The 13,830-nt window shown below is 42.7% G+C and carries 11 protein-coding genes and 2 pseudogenes; 7 read left to right on the top strand and 6 right to left on the bottom strand.

All coding sequences use genetic code 11. The features are described from left to right. Window positions 1-154 precede the first annotated feature (154 nt). The 6 genes from kdpB to Q0541_RS28050 all read left to right on the top strand — a co-directional run bounded on the left by kdpB (window position 155) and on the right by Q0541_RS28050 (window position 6,603). The gene (gene kdpB, locus Q0541_RS28075; protein ID WP_298919032.1) at window positions 155-2,296 is read left to right on the top strand and encodes a potassium-transporting ATPase subunit KdpB; all 2,142 of its coding nucleotides are present in this window, start codon (window positions 155-157) and stop codon (window positions 2,294-2,296) included. Window positions 2,297-2,302: 6 nt separating this feature from the next. Next, window positions 2,303-2,569, top strand: a complete 267-nt coding sequence (locus Q0541_RS28070) for a potassium-transporting ATPase subunit F (RefSeq protein ID WP_298919029.1) — start codon at window positions 2,303-2,305, stop codon at window positions 2,567-2,569. Then, a complete protein-coding gene (gene kdpC / locus Q0541_RS28065; RefSeq protein WP_298919026.1) occupies window positions 2,569-3,207 on the top strand; it encodes a K(+)-transporting ATPase subunit C in 639 nt (212 codons plus the stop codon). The genes Q0541_RS28070 and kdpC overlap by 1 nt, the downstream gene beginning before the upstream one ends. 837 nt (window positions 3,208-4,044) lie before the next feature. After that, complete coding sequence (locus Q0541_RS28060; RefSeq protein ID WP_298919023.1) at window positions 4,045-4,380, top strand: hypothetical protein; 336 nt, start codon at window positions 4,045-4,047, stop codon at window positions 4,378-4,380. A 28-nt stretch (window positions 4,381-4,408) separates the two neighbouring features. Beyond that, window positions 4,409-4,603, top strand: coding sequence for a hypothetical protein (locus tag Q0541_RS28055; protein WP_298919020.1), 195 nt, complete (start codon window positions 4,409-4,411; stop codon window positions 4,601-4,603). Window positions 4,604-4,830: 227 nt separating this feature from the next. Next, window positions 4,831-6,603: an iron uptake porin gene (locus Q0541_RS28050; RefSeq protein WP_298919017.1), complete on the top strand. Its 1,773-nt coding sequence runs from the start codon at window positions 4,831-4,833 to the stop codon at window positions 6,601-6,603. Window positions 6,604-7,307: 704 nt separating this feature from the next. On the opposite strand, the gene Q0541_RS28045 is transcribed toward Q0541_RS28050, so the two are convergent. Together Q0541_RS28045 and Q0541_RS28040 are read right to left on the bottom strand one after the other, a co-directional pair. Next, complete coding sequence (locus tag Q0541_RS28045) at window positions 7,308-8,384, bottom strand: aromatic acid exporter family protein (protein WP_298919014.1); 1,077 nt, start codon at window positions 8,382-8,384, stop codon at window positions 7,308-7,310. 92 nt (window positions 8,385-8,476) lie between these two features. Further along, a complete protein-coding gene (locus tag Q0541_RS28040; protein ID WP_298919011.1) occupies window positions 8,477-9,163 on the bottom strand; it encodes a hypothetical protein in 687 nt (228 codons plus the stop codon). Window positions 9,164-9,390: 227 nt separating this feature from the next. Between Q0541_RS28040 and pip the strand changes: the two genes are divergently transcribed. Then, the gene (pip, locus tag Q0541_RS28035) at window positions 9,391-10,338 is read left to right on the top strand and encodes a prolyl aminopeptidase (RefSeq protein WP_298919008.1); all 948 of its coding nucleotides are present in this window, start codon (window positions 9,391-9,393) and stop codon (window positions 10,336-10,338) included. A 155-nt stretch (window positions 10,339-10,493) separates the two neighbouring features. Here the strand turns inward: pip and Q0541_RS28030 are convergent, their stop codons facing one another. The 4 genes and pseudogenes from Q0541_RS28030 to Q0541_RS28015 all read right to left on the bottom strand — a co-directional run bounded on the left by Q0541_RS28030 (window position 10,494) and on the right by Q0541_RS28015 (window position 13,704). After that, the gene (locus Q0541_RS28030) at window positions 10,494-10,898 is read right to left on the bottom strand and encodes a VOC family protein (protein WP_298919005.1); all 405 of its coding nucleotides are present in this window, start codon (window positions 10,896-10,898) and stop codon (window positions 10,494-10,496) included. A gap of 18 nt (window positions 10,899-10,916) precedes the next feature. Further along, a pseudogene (gene miaE, locus Q0541_RS28025) lies at window positions 10,917-11,342 on the bottom strand (tRNA isopentenyl-2-thiomethyl-A-37 hydroxylase MiaE); the annotation flags it as partial. 164 nt (window positions 11,343-11,506) lie between these two features. After that, window positions 11,507-11,659 (bottom strand): annotated as a pseudogene (gene miaE, locus Q0541_RS28020) (tRNA isopentenyl-2-thiomethyl-A-37 hydroxylase MiaE); the annotation flags it as partial. Window positions 11,660-11,850: 191 nt separating this feature from the next. Continuing rightward, window positions 11,851-13,704, bottom strand: coding sequence for a CheR family methyltransferase (locus Q0541_RS28015; RefSeq protein ID WP_298919003.1), 1,854 nt, complete (start codon window positions 13,702-13,704; stop codon window positions 11,851-11,853). Window positions 13,705-13,830 lie beyond the last annotated feature (126 nt).

Below are 13,830 nucleotides of genomic sequence, written 5' to 3'. Positions count from 1 at the left end.
TCAAAGACTCATTCACGAGTATCAAAGACTCATTCACGAGTATCAAAGACTCGTCGTCGAGTATCAAAGACTCATTCACGAGTATTAAAGACTCGTCAGCGAGTATCAAAGACTCATCTCCTATTCCCCATGCCCCATACCCAAAATTTAATATATGCCAATTACTACTGATTCTCCTTCGCCCCGTATTCCATCTGGAACTCGTGACTCGCGCAAGCACACCCCCAAGACAGATATGCAGGGGCTTTACCAGAGAGCAATTCGTGAGTCATTTGTCAAGCTCGATCCTCGAATCACTGTCAGAAATCCAGTTATGTTTGTTGTTTGGGTGGGGACAATTGTCACCTTCCTGGTTACCCTTAACCCAAATCTGTTTGGCACAATCCAGGCAGATATCAATCAACAACGCCTGTTAAACGGGTTGATTAGCTTTATTCTCTTTTTCACACTTGTTTTTGCCAACTTTGCCGAAGCCGTAGCTGAAGGACGCGGTAAAGCACAGGCTGATTCACTGCGATCGACGCGATCGGACACGATCGCTAACAAAATCCTCCCCGATGGTTCTATACAACAAGTCAATTCTACGGAACTGCGACGGGGCGATTTGGTTAAGGTGATTGCAAATAATATGATTCCCGCCGACGGGGATGTAATTAAAGGCATTGGCTCAGTGGATGAGTCTGCGATTACTGGAGAATCTGCCCCTGTACTCAAGCAACCAGGTACAGATATTGCCAGCTCCGTGACAGGAGGTACACGCCTCCTCTCAGACGAGTTGACAATTCGCATTAGTGCTGATCCTGGTCAAGGCTTTATTGATCGCATGATTTCCCTGGTAGAAGGAGCAGAACGCAGCAAGACTCCCAACGAAATTGCTTTAACGGTATTGTTGGCAGTACTAACACAGGTTTTCCTGATTGTGGTGGCGACTATGCCTCCATTTGTTGGCTACATTGCCAGCTTTATCAGCACTGCCTTTGGCGTTGAGGCGGCAAACAGCTTGCGTGCGGGTGCTAGCGTTGCTATTCTAATCTCGCTACTGGTAGCTTTGATTCCTACAACTATCGGTGGTTTGCTCAGTGCGATCGGCATCGCTGGTATGGACAGGGTTGCCCAATTTAACGTCATCGCTACCTCTGGTCGAGCAGTAGAAGCCTGCGGCGACATCAATACCTTGGTGCTGGATAAAACAGGCACTATTACCTTGGGTAATCGGATGGCTGATGAGTTTATTCCTCTGGATAATCACTCACTAGAAGATGTGGCGCGAGTCTCCCTAGCTGCTAGCTTATTTGACGATACACCAGAAGGCAAGTCAATCGTGATATTGGCAGAAAAGTCCCAGGTTGCAGTAGACTTTAATATCGACAAAGCCGAAGGTGTGGAATTTTCCGCGAAAACCCGGATGAGTGGCACGAATCTACCTGATGGTAAACAAATTCGCAAAGGAGCGGTGGAGGCAATTAACGGATTTGTCCGTTCTCGTGGCGGCTATGTTCCTGATGATATAGACGCAGCTTATGAGCGAGTTTCCCGGTTAGGCGGTACACCCTTAGCTGTTTGCCAAGATGACAAGATTTATGGTGTGATCTACCTCAAAGATATTGTCAAACCTGGTCTACGGGAACGGTTTGACCAACTCCGCCGCATGGGTGTTCGCACAGTTATGCTCACAGGTGACAATCGAATTACCGCTTCGGTAATTGCCGAAGAAGCTGGGGTTGATGATTTCATTGCTGAAGCGACTCCAGAAGACAAAATTGAAGTGATTCGCTCCGAACAATCTCAGGGGAAACTTGTGGCAATGACCGGGGATGGTACTAATGATGCACCCGCCCTAGCTCAGGCAAACGTGGGTGTGGCGATGAACTCTGGGACGCAAGCTGCCAAAGAAGCTGCTAACATGGTGGACTTAGACTCAGACCCCACAAAGCTTATTGACCTAGTAACCATAGGTAAACAGTTGCTAATTACCCGTGGCGCATTGACAACATTCTCGATCGCAAACGATATTGCCAAATATTTTGCGATTATTCCCACTATCTTTGCAGCAGCTGGAATCGGCGCACTTAATATTATGGAATTAAAGAGTGCCCAATCGGCGATCGTTTCAGCGCTGATTTACAATGCCTTGATTATTCCGGCACTAATTCCGCTAGCACTCAAAGGGGTGAAATTCTTACCTTTAACAGCAGATCAACTCCTACGCCGCAACATCTTCATCTATGGACTTGGCGGCATTATTGCTCCCTTCATTGCCATCAAACTGATAGATATTATTCTGCCGTTGTCTTAATTAACTATGAAACCTTCTCATATCCGACGCACTATCCCTGTAGCCCAAGTATTAGAAGAAATAACTGAATGGTGTCAATGGCGTAGACAAAAGCTGCCACTGTATTTATTCTTGGCAATGTGTTTCAACCTAGTGGTTGCACCTTTGGTTTATGCAGCTACTGGCGAACAACTTTCCCGCAGTCAATCTTGGGGATTAGGACTATTAGGACTGGTGACACTAGGGCTTTCCATCTATCTATTTTTTGTAATGTTTGTACCGGAGAAATTCTAATGAGTTTTGCACGCGAAGCTAGCAGAGCTGTTCGTTCTACCCTGGTACTCTGGGTTATTGGAGCGATTATTTATCCTTTTGCGATGATTGCCATTGGGCAGATTGTGTTTCCCTTTCAAGCAAACGGTAGTCTACTGAAAAATAGTACAGGTGAAGTTGTAGGTTCTGCCTTGATTGGTCAACCTTTTACTAGCGATCGCTATTTTAACAGCCGTCCCAGTACCACTAGCTACAGCACAGCTGACCCCAAAAAGGACGATGCGGGAGTTTTGAAAACTGGGGTTTCCGGCGCTAGTAATTTGGCTCCCAGTAATCCCGCATTGCTGGAACGCATCAAAGGTAAAGATGACCCCGACCTCAGCAAAAAGATTGAAGGTGACTTGAATCGTCTAAAAACAGCGGGTGTACAGCCGACTGGCGATCTAGTCTACACCTCTGGTTCCAGCCTTGACCCCCACATTACCCCCGAAGCTGCGATCGCGCAAATTGCCAGAGTAGCCAAGGTGCGAGGATTTCAACCGAACCAAATAGAAACTTTGATTTCTCAAAACAGTGATGGTCGCTTTCTCGGCATCTTTGGTGAGCCAGGAGTTAATGTGTTGAAGTTGAATTTAGCTCTGGATAAAATCAAGGGATAAAGACATGGGAAGTAGCTAAAAGAGCTATTTCCTCTCGTATTTAATTTTAAACCTTATATCTCCGACTTCTTAAAGAAGTTGGAGATATTGTTGTTCACGAATGATTAATAAGGGCTATATAGCAATCCTAAATGAGTTGTGAATAGTTTTTTAATCGAACCACAGAGACGCAGAGAACACGGAGAGTTCAGAAATAGAAATTTTCACAAATGATTTAAGTAGGCAGGCATAATTAAATGTAATATGTCATTGCGTTCGCGTAGCGTCTCGTAGAGAGAAGGAATGACGTACCCCTACGGGGAAGCAAGCTACGCGCAGTGTCTCGTAGAGAAGGACACAAAGTAATAAGAGTTTCTGAGAGTTATTGCGTAAGTCCTACTTAGGACTGCTATAGGACTGATATTTGATTTTTGAAATATACGTAGGGTGCGTTAGCCTTTGGCTAACGCACCATCTCTGATTCTAGGTGCGTTACGCTACGCGATAACACACCCTACATATACTTAGATTTTTTCACGCAATCAAATCGGATTGCTATATCCAAAATATATCTCTAAATATATGCTGTTTCAACTAATTAATAAACATCTATTTTATTCGTTCCGGTATATATTAATAGGTTAAAATATATCAAAACAAATTAGCTTTTCTGCAAATTGCTGCACAATATTATTACAGTTAAATATAAATGTTTTGTGTTCAATAACAAAAAAACTTTCTAACCAAACTTATTTTGTACTTCAATCCAAGTAAATAGTATTTAATGTTTTGAATATGCATACTTCGGAGCTTTTGATATTTTATTTGTTCGCCCAAAAAAGTGTTAATCAGTCCAGCTTGATTGAAGCTAACCCGACTGGGGTAACACATCATGACACAAAACCACATGACGGAGATATTCCATTTTTAGCAGTGTTTTTGGCTCATATTTGCTTCATGATTGTTTGGGGAATTGTCGTTTATATTGTTTCATACGTTTGCAAAGCAGTGGAAGATCCCCCAGAAAATGTGGCACAAGATAAAGACGAAATAGTAAGCATTAAACATTTTTGGGAACATCCCTGTAAAAACTGCCTATTTTTTAACAATAACCATTTTCTAAACTGTGCAGTACACCCTTCCACTGTTCTAAGTAAACAAGCACTCAATTGCTCTGATTACAAACTTAAATAGGTGAGTTTATCGCCACGCTTATGGCGATATGCGACTAGATACATTAATTGAAACTAGCCCAGAATCTTTAACAGGTGATGAGATATGTCGAGGTAAACTGATCAAGTCAGAAACAGCACGAAATCTAGCGAAATCTCAGCTTCACAATTCACGCATTAAAGACATTTTCAGACAGGGATTTAAACCCCGACGAAAACCGAGCGGAGTCGGAGCCACCGAATAGGACAAGCTACGTTTAGACGTAGGGGTCTTAAACCCTTTAATTTACAAGAAACCCTCTAATTTGGCAAACAAGTCATTTGTAATACTTTACAATTTTTTGTAAACATTCTGTCAGTTATAGCTTAGTTCACAGCAATCTGATAAGATTTCCAACAAGTAGAATAACTACTTGTTATCTTTTTCTTGAAGCCAGTGATTTCGGGTCTTTTTTGGGAAAGGAAAATAAAAATGTCTCATTTATTGTGGAAAACTCTGGTACTAAGTCCAGTAGTTTTGGGAGTGACGGTGTTGGTTTGTGCTAAGGCTATGGCTACTGAAGTAGCAAGCTATTCTAAAGATATAAAGGCAAAAGTTACTCAGACAGAAGCACCAATAGCTTCTACGGCTTCAATATTCATTCAAACAGAGCAACCAAAAGTTAATCAGCAGTTGGTTGCCCAAAAGACTGATGATAATAAAGTTTTAGAAGAGGTTAACCGCTACAGCAGCGAAGGCAAGAACCAGAATTCACTGTCTCAAGTCACATCAGTTTCTCAGTTTTCTGATGTACAGCCGACTGACTGGGCGTTCCAAGCTTTGCAATCCCTGGTTGAACGCTATGGTTGTATTGCTGGATACCCCAATAGCACTTACCGTGGCAACCGGGCATTGACCCGTTATGAGTTTGCCGCAGGTTTGAATGCTTGTTTGGATCGGGTTAATGAACTGATTGCCACAGCAACTGGTGACTTGGTGTCAAAACAGGATTTGGCGACCCTCCAACGTTTGCAAGAGGAATTCTCGGCAGAACTGGCAACTTTGCGTGGTCGAGTAGATACTGTAGAAGCACGGACTGCTGAATTGGAAGCAAATCAGTTTTCCACTACCACAAAATTGGTGGGTGAAGCTATTTTTGCTGTTACTGATATTTTTGGCGGTAACACTGGCGATGCTAACAATACTGTCTTCCAGGATAGGGTACGTTTAGACTTGCAAACTAGTTTCACTGGTAAAGACATTTTACACACCCGTCTTGCAGCCGGGAATGCAACAGCCTTTTCAATAAGAGATAACGCTAATGGGGTTATCGATACTGCTGAAGGCACACAAACTCTTCAAATCGGCAGCACAGGTAACAACGGTGTCATTATAGACTGGCTAGCATATTACGTACCCATAGGCCCAGTCCAAGCTTACTTTGCCGGCACTGGAGGTATTCATAGCGATTATGTTGCCACTAATAACCCTTACTTTGAGGACTATGATGGCGGTAATGGTGCTTTGTCTACCTTTGCTACTGAAAGTGCCATCTATCGCATTGGTGGTGGTGCCGGTGCAGCACTGACTTTAGCCTTTGGTAGCGGTGGCAGTCTTTTCAAACCAAGTTCACTGACTATAGGCTACTTGGCGTCAAATGCTAATAATCCTGGGCCAAATCTAGGTTTGTTGGAGGGTAACTATGCAGCTCTTGGACAGTTGAACTTTAGTGTTGGCGATCACTTCGCTATAGCTGCTACCTACGTTCACGGTTATCACGGTGCAGGTGGTAATTTATTTGATCTAGGTGGTGGTTTGGCTAGCACTAGCCGCGTAGTAGGCACTGCTCAAGCTAACACTTTAAGTGCCCTAAACCCATCTTCCAGTAATTCCTATGGTGTGTCGGCAGCCTTCAGACCCAGCGACAAACTGTCAATTAGTGGTTTCATTTCTTACCACGATGTCACAGGCTTCGGTGCAAATGATGATTTTCAAGCTTGGAGCTACGGTCTTGGGGTAGCCTTGCCTGACTTTGGTAAAAAGGGTAACGTTTTAGGCATTTTTGCTGGTGCAGAACCCTATGCCTTTAACCGACCAGGTTTTGCTGGTAATGATATACCTTATCACTTTGAAGGCTTTTACAAGTATCGCGTGTCAGATAATGTCTCAATCACCCCTGGTGTGATCTGGTTGACCTCTCCTGGTCAAAACAGCGATAACGACGATGCGTTTATCGGTACGCTGAGAACAACTTTTACCTTCTAAAGGTTTACAGCAATTTGCTGTAGGGGTGGATAGCTGTCATTGGTGTCAATTTAAGCCAAAACAGGAGAGAAAACTCTCGTTTCTAGCCTCTGGTTGGAAATGCATTAAAAGCGGCTCTGCCGCAAATTCAGGAGGCGGCAGTCCCCACAATAGGTATTCCCAGCCAGAGGCTCTTAATGAGAAAAAGCTTTTTCGCTTACTGGCTTTCACCTTAGGGACTTCCAGTTAAAAAACATCCTATTGTAGGGGCGCAAGGCCTTGCGCCTCTACAAATGTACAAATAATTTTGGATAATTTATTTTTTGTCAGTCTCTTAAGATGACACCAATGCATAGATATCACATTCTGCACCCTAAACTGTCACACAACGAATTTTGGACGTTTCGAGATTTGGGATTAGCGATCGCAATTGGACATTTCTTTGGTTTTGTATAAAAAGTAGCCCTGATGGTGGATAAAAAACCGAAAAAACCGATTGATTGTGACAGTGGGGGGTGCGGCATGTCAGATAGATGTGTGTTCTAGTAGTTCATTGGGCTGCACCCACAGAGGGTATTCCCAGCCAGAGGCTCTTAACGAGGTGATTGACCTAACTTATACCAATTCAATTAATAATTGCAACACATCCTTGGATGAAGACGCGATGAATCGCGTCTCTACAAATGGTCTATTTGTCGCATTCTTTTTTTAAATTGGTATTACTTTTAATTTTGACTCAGCGTACCTGCCATTTTTTGCAGTTTTCTGCCCACCTCTTCCATCGTGTAGAAAAATGTGAAAAACCGGAGTACCTCATCCATTGGGTAATCTTGCTGTTTAATTTCTTCCAACCGATTTAATTGCTCTGTAGCATTGGTAAGTGCAACTTCCATTCCTGACAAAGATAAACTAGGCTGGTGCGATTTGACTGCGGTTGCTAGGGTGAGCATTGCACTTTCAGTTTCCTGTGCCAGTTGGATAATTTGAGGTGAAAGAATTTGCCAGAAAGTATCCTGCTGTCTAGTAAGTACGGTATGTTCCATTGTCAAGATATGTTCCCAAATCCTGCGGATGAGAAATTCCCAAGCTTCATTCACCCGTTTTTCTGGCGGTTCGTTTGTCTGTCCCTGTCTGACTTCTTGCCATAGCGATCGCCCCTTGCTCAGTGAACTAATGATACTGGTTTTCAACTGATCCACACGGGGGCGATCGTAGTTACCTGTAAAGGCAGATTCTACAACCAACTCATAAAACTGCTCTAAATCAGTTAGCGTTTGTGACAAACAACGCCTCAGTTCTACCCCAGCTGAGGCAGGAAAAATAAAGTTGTTTACCAACAGTGCCACACCAATACCCAAGAGGGTTTCGAGAAACCTGCCCCAAGCGTACAGCCAAGGAGATTGGCTGTGACTCAAAATAACGATCGCTGACACATACCCCGCCAATTTCGCCGCTTCATTGAATTTCCAGTAGGAAGTCAGAAAAATGGTCAAAAATACACTGATTCCCAATGACCAGAAATTGCTACCCAGTGCAACTGCAAAGATGGCTCCACCGATAGCACCAATCACAGTTCCAATTATTCGCGCAATTCCTAGTAACAAAGTGCTGCCATGAGTAGATGACATGACAATGATGGCAGCAATTGTTGCATAGAAAGGATATTCCCATCGCAACGCTTGAGCAATTTCTAAAGAAATTGCAGACGCTATTGCCATTTTGAATGCCATCTTAGCTAGTACAATTGTTGAGATTCCATCGGGAGTAGTAGCCCAAGTTTGCAATGCTGTGATGATTCTCATCTGAGGCGATCACTGTGTAGGTGGAAGGCCATTGCCGGGTTGTATCATGGGTATCGGGCTTATTTAATTTATTTAATTAAAAATACCTATAATTACCATAGCTTCCACCAGTGACTTACTTCTTGAAATTGCGCTCCTGCAATGAATTCTTTACCACTCTCATTTACACAAAAGTAAACCCAATAACTCTTGCCGCCACTATAATTATTTGGGTCTATTACTATTTGTCCCAGTTTTATCCAACCGTCTTCATCAACACCATACCACTCTCGAAAATTTTGTTCGCTGAAATAACCACCAGTAATAGTACTCAAAATATACATTCCGTGGTATTGCGTATAACCAGCAAATTTTATTACTCTAATTTTTTCTGGAGATATATTTATTAATTTAGTTGAATAATAATTATTTCTTTTTTCGTGTACTGCTTTTTCATGTACTATTTTTAAAAGTTGGTTTCCTAGCTTGAGATTTTCTGGAATAATAATTTCTGATTTTATATTTTTTTCATTTTGAATATAATATATTCCTTGAGGAAGTGGGTAAAATACTAGTTCCCCGTCTAATATTTCACCACTTGGATAGGCAATAATAAACGAACGTACATCATTTATATAAATTCTCCGTTTTCCACAAATTAATTCTGTGTTATTAAAATTAAAAATTTGTATCCATTCGATAGGGTTTGCTAAAGGATAACCAATAAAAACTTGAAAATTACGATTCTGTTTCAGATATATCCGCAAACGGAACGGGGCTGAATTAGAATAGTATGCCATTGAATTACTGTCCTCTATTATCAAGATTTAAATCCTGTACTTAAGATTCCCATACCTTTGCCAAAAACAGAGGTAGTCTAACTTTTGCGGAAACAGCCCCGAAAAAGCGCGGGAAAGAGTATTAGGCAAAACTTAGAACCCGCACTCAGGCGTTGATGTGAAGAGACTGGAGTTGTTTCACAAAGACAAGCGATCGCGATGACAATATTACTGATAAAATATCGAAAATGCGAGAACTTTACCCAGCGATCGAGCCTTACTTAGAAGGCAGTTTACAGGTTTCCGACCTTCATACTATCCATTTTGAAGAGTCAGGAAACCCGCAAGGTCAACCCATCGTTTTGCTGCATGGGGGCCCTGGTGGTGGATGTCCAGCTTTTTATCGGCAATATTTCCACCCAGAAAAATGGCGGTTAGTGATGTTTGACCAGCGCGGTTGTGGTCAAAGTACGCCCCATGCTGAATTACGAGAAAACACCACTTGGGATTTAGTCAGTGATATCGAAAAACTGCGCCAACATTTAGGTATAGAAAAGTGGGCGGTTTTCGGTGGTAGTTGGGGTAGCACTTTATCATTAGCCTACAGTCAAACCCATCCCTCTCGCTGCACAGGATTAATTCTGCGTGGGATCTTCATGTTGAGACAAAAAGAGTTGCAATGGTTCTACCAGGAGGGTGCTAGCTATATTTTCCCTGATGCTTGGGAAGAATATCTCAAACCGATTCCCATAGATGAACATGACGATCTGATCGCAGCATATTACAAACGCTTAACCAATCCAGATTTAGAAATTCAATTAGCAGCAGCGCGTGCTTGGTCAATTTGGGAAGCTAGTACCAGTAGACTTTTCTTAGACCCAGAACTTATGGAAAAGTTTGGCGAGAATGAATTTGCTTCAGCTTTCGCTCGCATTGAATGTCATTACTTTATGAATAAGGGATTTCTTGAAGCAGAAGATCAACTACTTTTAAATGTAGACCGCATCCGCCATATTCCGGCTGTAATTGTTCAAGGGCGCTATGATGTAGTTTGCCCAATGATATCAGCTTGGGAATTACATCGCGCTTGGCCAGAAGCCGAATTTATAGTCGTTCCTGATGCTGGGCATTCGATGAGTGAACCAGGAATTTGTAGTGCCTTGATTGAAGCAACAGATAATATCGAGTTCTGTTAAATAGTTAGCTTGGGGGATTGGGGAGTCCACCAAAGGAGGAATCTAAAATTTGTCGGGTGGGGCGGGCCGGAAAGTCCGCTTTTTGTTACGGGCGGGCTTTTTAATCAGCCCCACAAGATTGGATAATTTATTTCTTGGAAATCTTTAAGGTTCAGTTAACTGACAATTCCTAGATTGTTATAGATTTCGATGAGATTGCCATCAGGATCGCGAAAATGAGCTGTGCGGATTCCCCAGCTTGGGCGATCTTGTGGTTGAGTTACAACTATCGCATTCTGATCTTTTATTTGCTTATAGACCTCATCCACATTATCGACTGCGAAAATCAAGACAATTTTATCTCGATTTGCAACATATGAAGGCTGTTCGATTCTTGGGACTACTTCAGCCATTAATTCTTTTTTGAACAAACCCAGCTTGAGATATCCAGTATTAAACTCAGCATATCCGCTATCTTCATCGCCCCAATCGACATCAAATTTCAGCAGATCCCGGTAGAACAGAAAAGAATCTTTGTAGTTGGAGACAAGCAGTCTCAGGTGTGTTAGCTGAAGCTTCATATCTGTTGGGTTAGTCTACTAACTGTGAATTCTAGGTTCTGGGTGCAAAGTCGCCAGCAACTCACTTTCGACAATTGCTAATTCATCAAGCCGTTGCATGACAATTTCTTTGTCAAAGTAAGTAGCAGCTAAAACCCAATATATACCGTAGTGATGCGCTTCGGATACCATTAACCCCGGATAAAATTTTGCTAATTCTGGCTTTGGACAATGGGTAGCTAATAGTCTCAGGCGTTCGTGAGAGCGAGCTTCAATTAAACCAGCGACTAGCAAGGAATCCAGAAATCGCTCAGGTTCTTTAGGGCGGACAGTAGCTTTTAAAAGAGCGCTATAGGGAGGTGGTGGTAAAGGAGCCAGGGGAATATTCCGGCGTTCTAACCATTGGTTAACTAGCTCAAAGTATTCTAGTTATTCGCGGGCGATCGCAGTTAGTTCCCGAACCATTAGACCTCTTGCACAAATGCAAAATTCGCCCACCCTGCGGGAAGCGAGCTACATCCCCCAACCCCTTCTCCCAAAATTGGGAGAAGGGGAGCCAATTTCAAAGTCCCTCTCCCAAGCTTGGGAGAGGGATTTAGGGTGAGGGCTTTTGATTCATGCAAGAAGTCTATTTTAGTATTGGAAGGGTAGCGAAACATCAAGTTCAAGGCTACGCCTGCTGCTTTGCGTTTACAGTGGGAGTGGTCGAGTAAGATGATGTCTACAGTTAGTGATTGTTCGTTCAACCCAAGCAGAACTAGGGGCTGGTTTAGGGCGTTGATAGTCGGTAACTGAGTAAGCAGATCACAAAATTCCAGAATTTTAATTTAGCTAAATAGCCCAGCAAATTGATTTTACAGCTATTTTCGGGTAAATAGACTTGTGCTTTTAGGGTACAGCAATGTTCCCGATGACAGACGTGGTTCAAATAAATGAAAACTGCTGTAATGGTGGATGGGGTGATTTGTTACTTTTATTCCTGCTGCTGCCGTTTCTCTATTTCTGGAGTAGAAATCATACTATTGACTTTCTCTACATCTGCCATCATCAAAACTGCTCCTTGCATTGAAATATCAAGCAGCGGAGTGATTGCCAGGTAACATTTTATTTGCCTACCCCGACGATTGGTAGCATTGAGGATTATTTCTTGAAACTGCTTTTTTCCAGATAGGGACTCACGGATGGGCGATCGCAACTGCTCAATGGGTAGCCCAATGTCCAGGCTGAAGAGGGACTTTCCTTGTACTTCATCAGTCCGCAAGCCCCATAAATCTTCTACCATGTAATTCCAAATTAAGATGTTAAAGTTGCTATCAATTACTATTATTCCAGTTTGGAGACTTTTGAGAATAGAAACGAAGAAAATATTTGTACGATTGAGTTCTGCGGTGCGCTCACTCAGTTCGTTATTCATTGTCTGTAATTCTTCATTACTAGATTGGAGTTCTTCATTGATCGTCTCCAATTCTTCATTAGTGGATTGTAATTCTTCGTTGGTAGTTTCTAATTCTTCATTAGTGGATTGTAATTCTTCGTTGGTAGTTTCTAATTCCTGCTGCGAGCGTTGCAGCGCCTCTTGGAGTTTAATGTAAGGGGTGACATCATTAAAGGTGATGCTGATACCTAAGAAGCTGGTGTCTGTTTCTTGCAAAGGCGTAATCCGCACATCTAGATATTGGGTTTCTGTGTTGGACAAATAGCGCTCTACATTTGTCAGAGTGATCGGGCGGCGTTCGGTATAAGCCTGTTCAATTAGCGATCGCAACTCAACTGGTCGATAGGAAAGTTCTAGATCCTGGAAGGGACGAGCTAAATCTCTGGAGGAAAGGGCAAACAAAGTCCGCGCCTGCTGGTTTATCAGTATCAGAGAGCCACTGTTATCAATGACTACTTGGGCGATTGGTGCTGCGTCAAAACTCATGTCTTGCAGCCGGAGATGGTGAGACAAACGGCTGCTAGATTCATCATCTCCTGAATTTGCCATACCTAAAAGGCGATCGCGTACATTCACCGACGATAACTTCGTAAATATCCGGTTTTTTAAGTCTATTGGGGTGAACAGCCTCGAATGCATGGATAGCATCTCTGCTTTTCCCAAAAACATATAGCCAGTATCATTTAGTGCAAAATGAAATCGCGCCAGAATTCGCGCCTGAGCCTCAGTATTAAAATACATCATGGTATTGCGACTAACCAGCAAATCTAAGCGCGAAATTGGCGCATCTTGAAGTAGATCGTGGCGTCCAAAAATCACTGAGCGGCGCAAGTCTGAGCGGAAAATATAGTGGGTACCGAGAATCTCAAAGTATTTTTGCCGCAATTCATCTGGCACCGCCTGGACATCTTTTGCTGAATAGATAGCTTGGCGAGCCTGGTTGAGAGCATCTTCATCTATATCTGTGGCGTAGATTTTTACTCGTTGGCGAAATTCCTCTATTCCCAACATTTCAGCCATTAACATTGCCAGGGTATAAGCTTCTTCCCCAGAGGCACAGCCAGCACTCCAGATGCGAATTTGGTCAGAACTTTCTTTATTTTTAATCAGATTAGGCAGTATTTGCTCTGCTAGATATTCCCAAGGTGATGAATCTCGAAAAAAAGTGGTGACGTTAATTAGGATAGCGTTGAAGAGATTATTGAATTCCTCTGGAAAAACTTCTAGATAGTCTAGATAATCTCCAAAACTCTCTATGCTCAATGAGTGCATCCGCTTGCGTACCCGACGGATCAAAGTCGAGCGCTTATAGCCTGTGAAATCAAATCCCCGGCTTTGTCTAAGATAAATCAGTAGATTTTCAAATTCGGGATCTTTTTCTTCTGGAATCATAAGGCAGGGACAAGGGGGGCAGAGGGGCACAGAAGTAGAATTCTAAACTGCGTCATTCACGAGTATCAAAGACTCGTTAACGGAGTTCAAAGACTCATTCACGAGTATCAAAGACTCGTTAACGCA

The sequence above is a fragment of the uncultured Nostoc sp. genome, assembly GCF_937863485.1.
Classification (GTDB): Bacteria; Cyanobacteriota; Cyanobacteriia; order Cyanobacteriales; family Nostocaceae; genus Nostoc.
This window is presented reverse-complemented; position numbering and strand designations above follow the sequence as displayed.

Coding starts and splice junctions, on each gene's coding strand:
- Q0541_RS28030 (WP_298919005.1), bottom strand. CDS start 10,898: ATGAAGCTTCAGCTAACACACCTGAGACTGCTTGTCTCCAACTACAAA.
- Q0541_RS28055 (WP_298919020.1), top strand. CDS start 4,409: ATGCGACTAGATACATTAATTGAAACTAGCCCAGAATCTTTAACAGGT.
- Q0541_RS28040 (WP_298919011.1), bottom strand. CDS start 9,163: ATGGCATACTATTCTAATTCAGCCCCGTTCCGTTTGCGGATATATCTG.
- Q0541_RS28045 (WP_298919014.1), bottom strand. CDS start 8,384: ATGAGAATCATCACAGCATTGCAAACTTGGGCTACTACTCCCGATGGA.
- Q0541_RS28015 (WP_298919003.1), bottom strand. CDS start 13,704: ATGATTCCAGAAGAAAAAGATCCCGAATTTGAAAATCTACTGATTTAT.
- Q0541_RS28050 (WP_298919017.1), top strand. CDS start 4,831: ATGTCTCATTTATTGTGGAAAACTCTGGTACTAAGTCCAGTAGTTTTG.
- kdpC (WP_298919026.1), top strand. CDS start 2,569: ATGAGTTTTGCACGCGAAGCTAGCAGAGCTGTTCGTTCTACCCTGGTA.
- kdpB (WP_298919032.1), top strand. CDS start 155: ATGCCAATTACTACTGATTCTCCTTCGCCCCGTATTCCATCTGGAACT.
- pip (WP_298919008.1), top strand. CDS start 9,391: ATGCGAGAACTTTACCCAGCGATCGAGCCTTACTTAGAAGGCAGTTTA.
- Q0541_RS28070 (WP_298919029.1), top strand. CDS start 2,303: ATGAAACCTTCTCATATCCGACGCACTATCCCTGTAGCCCAAGTATTA.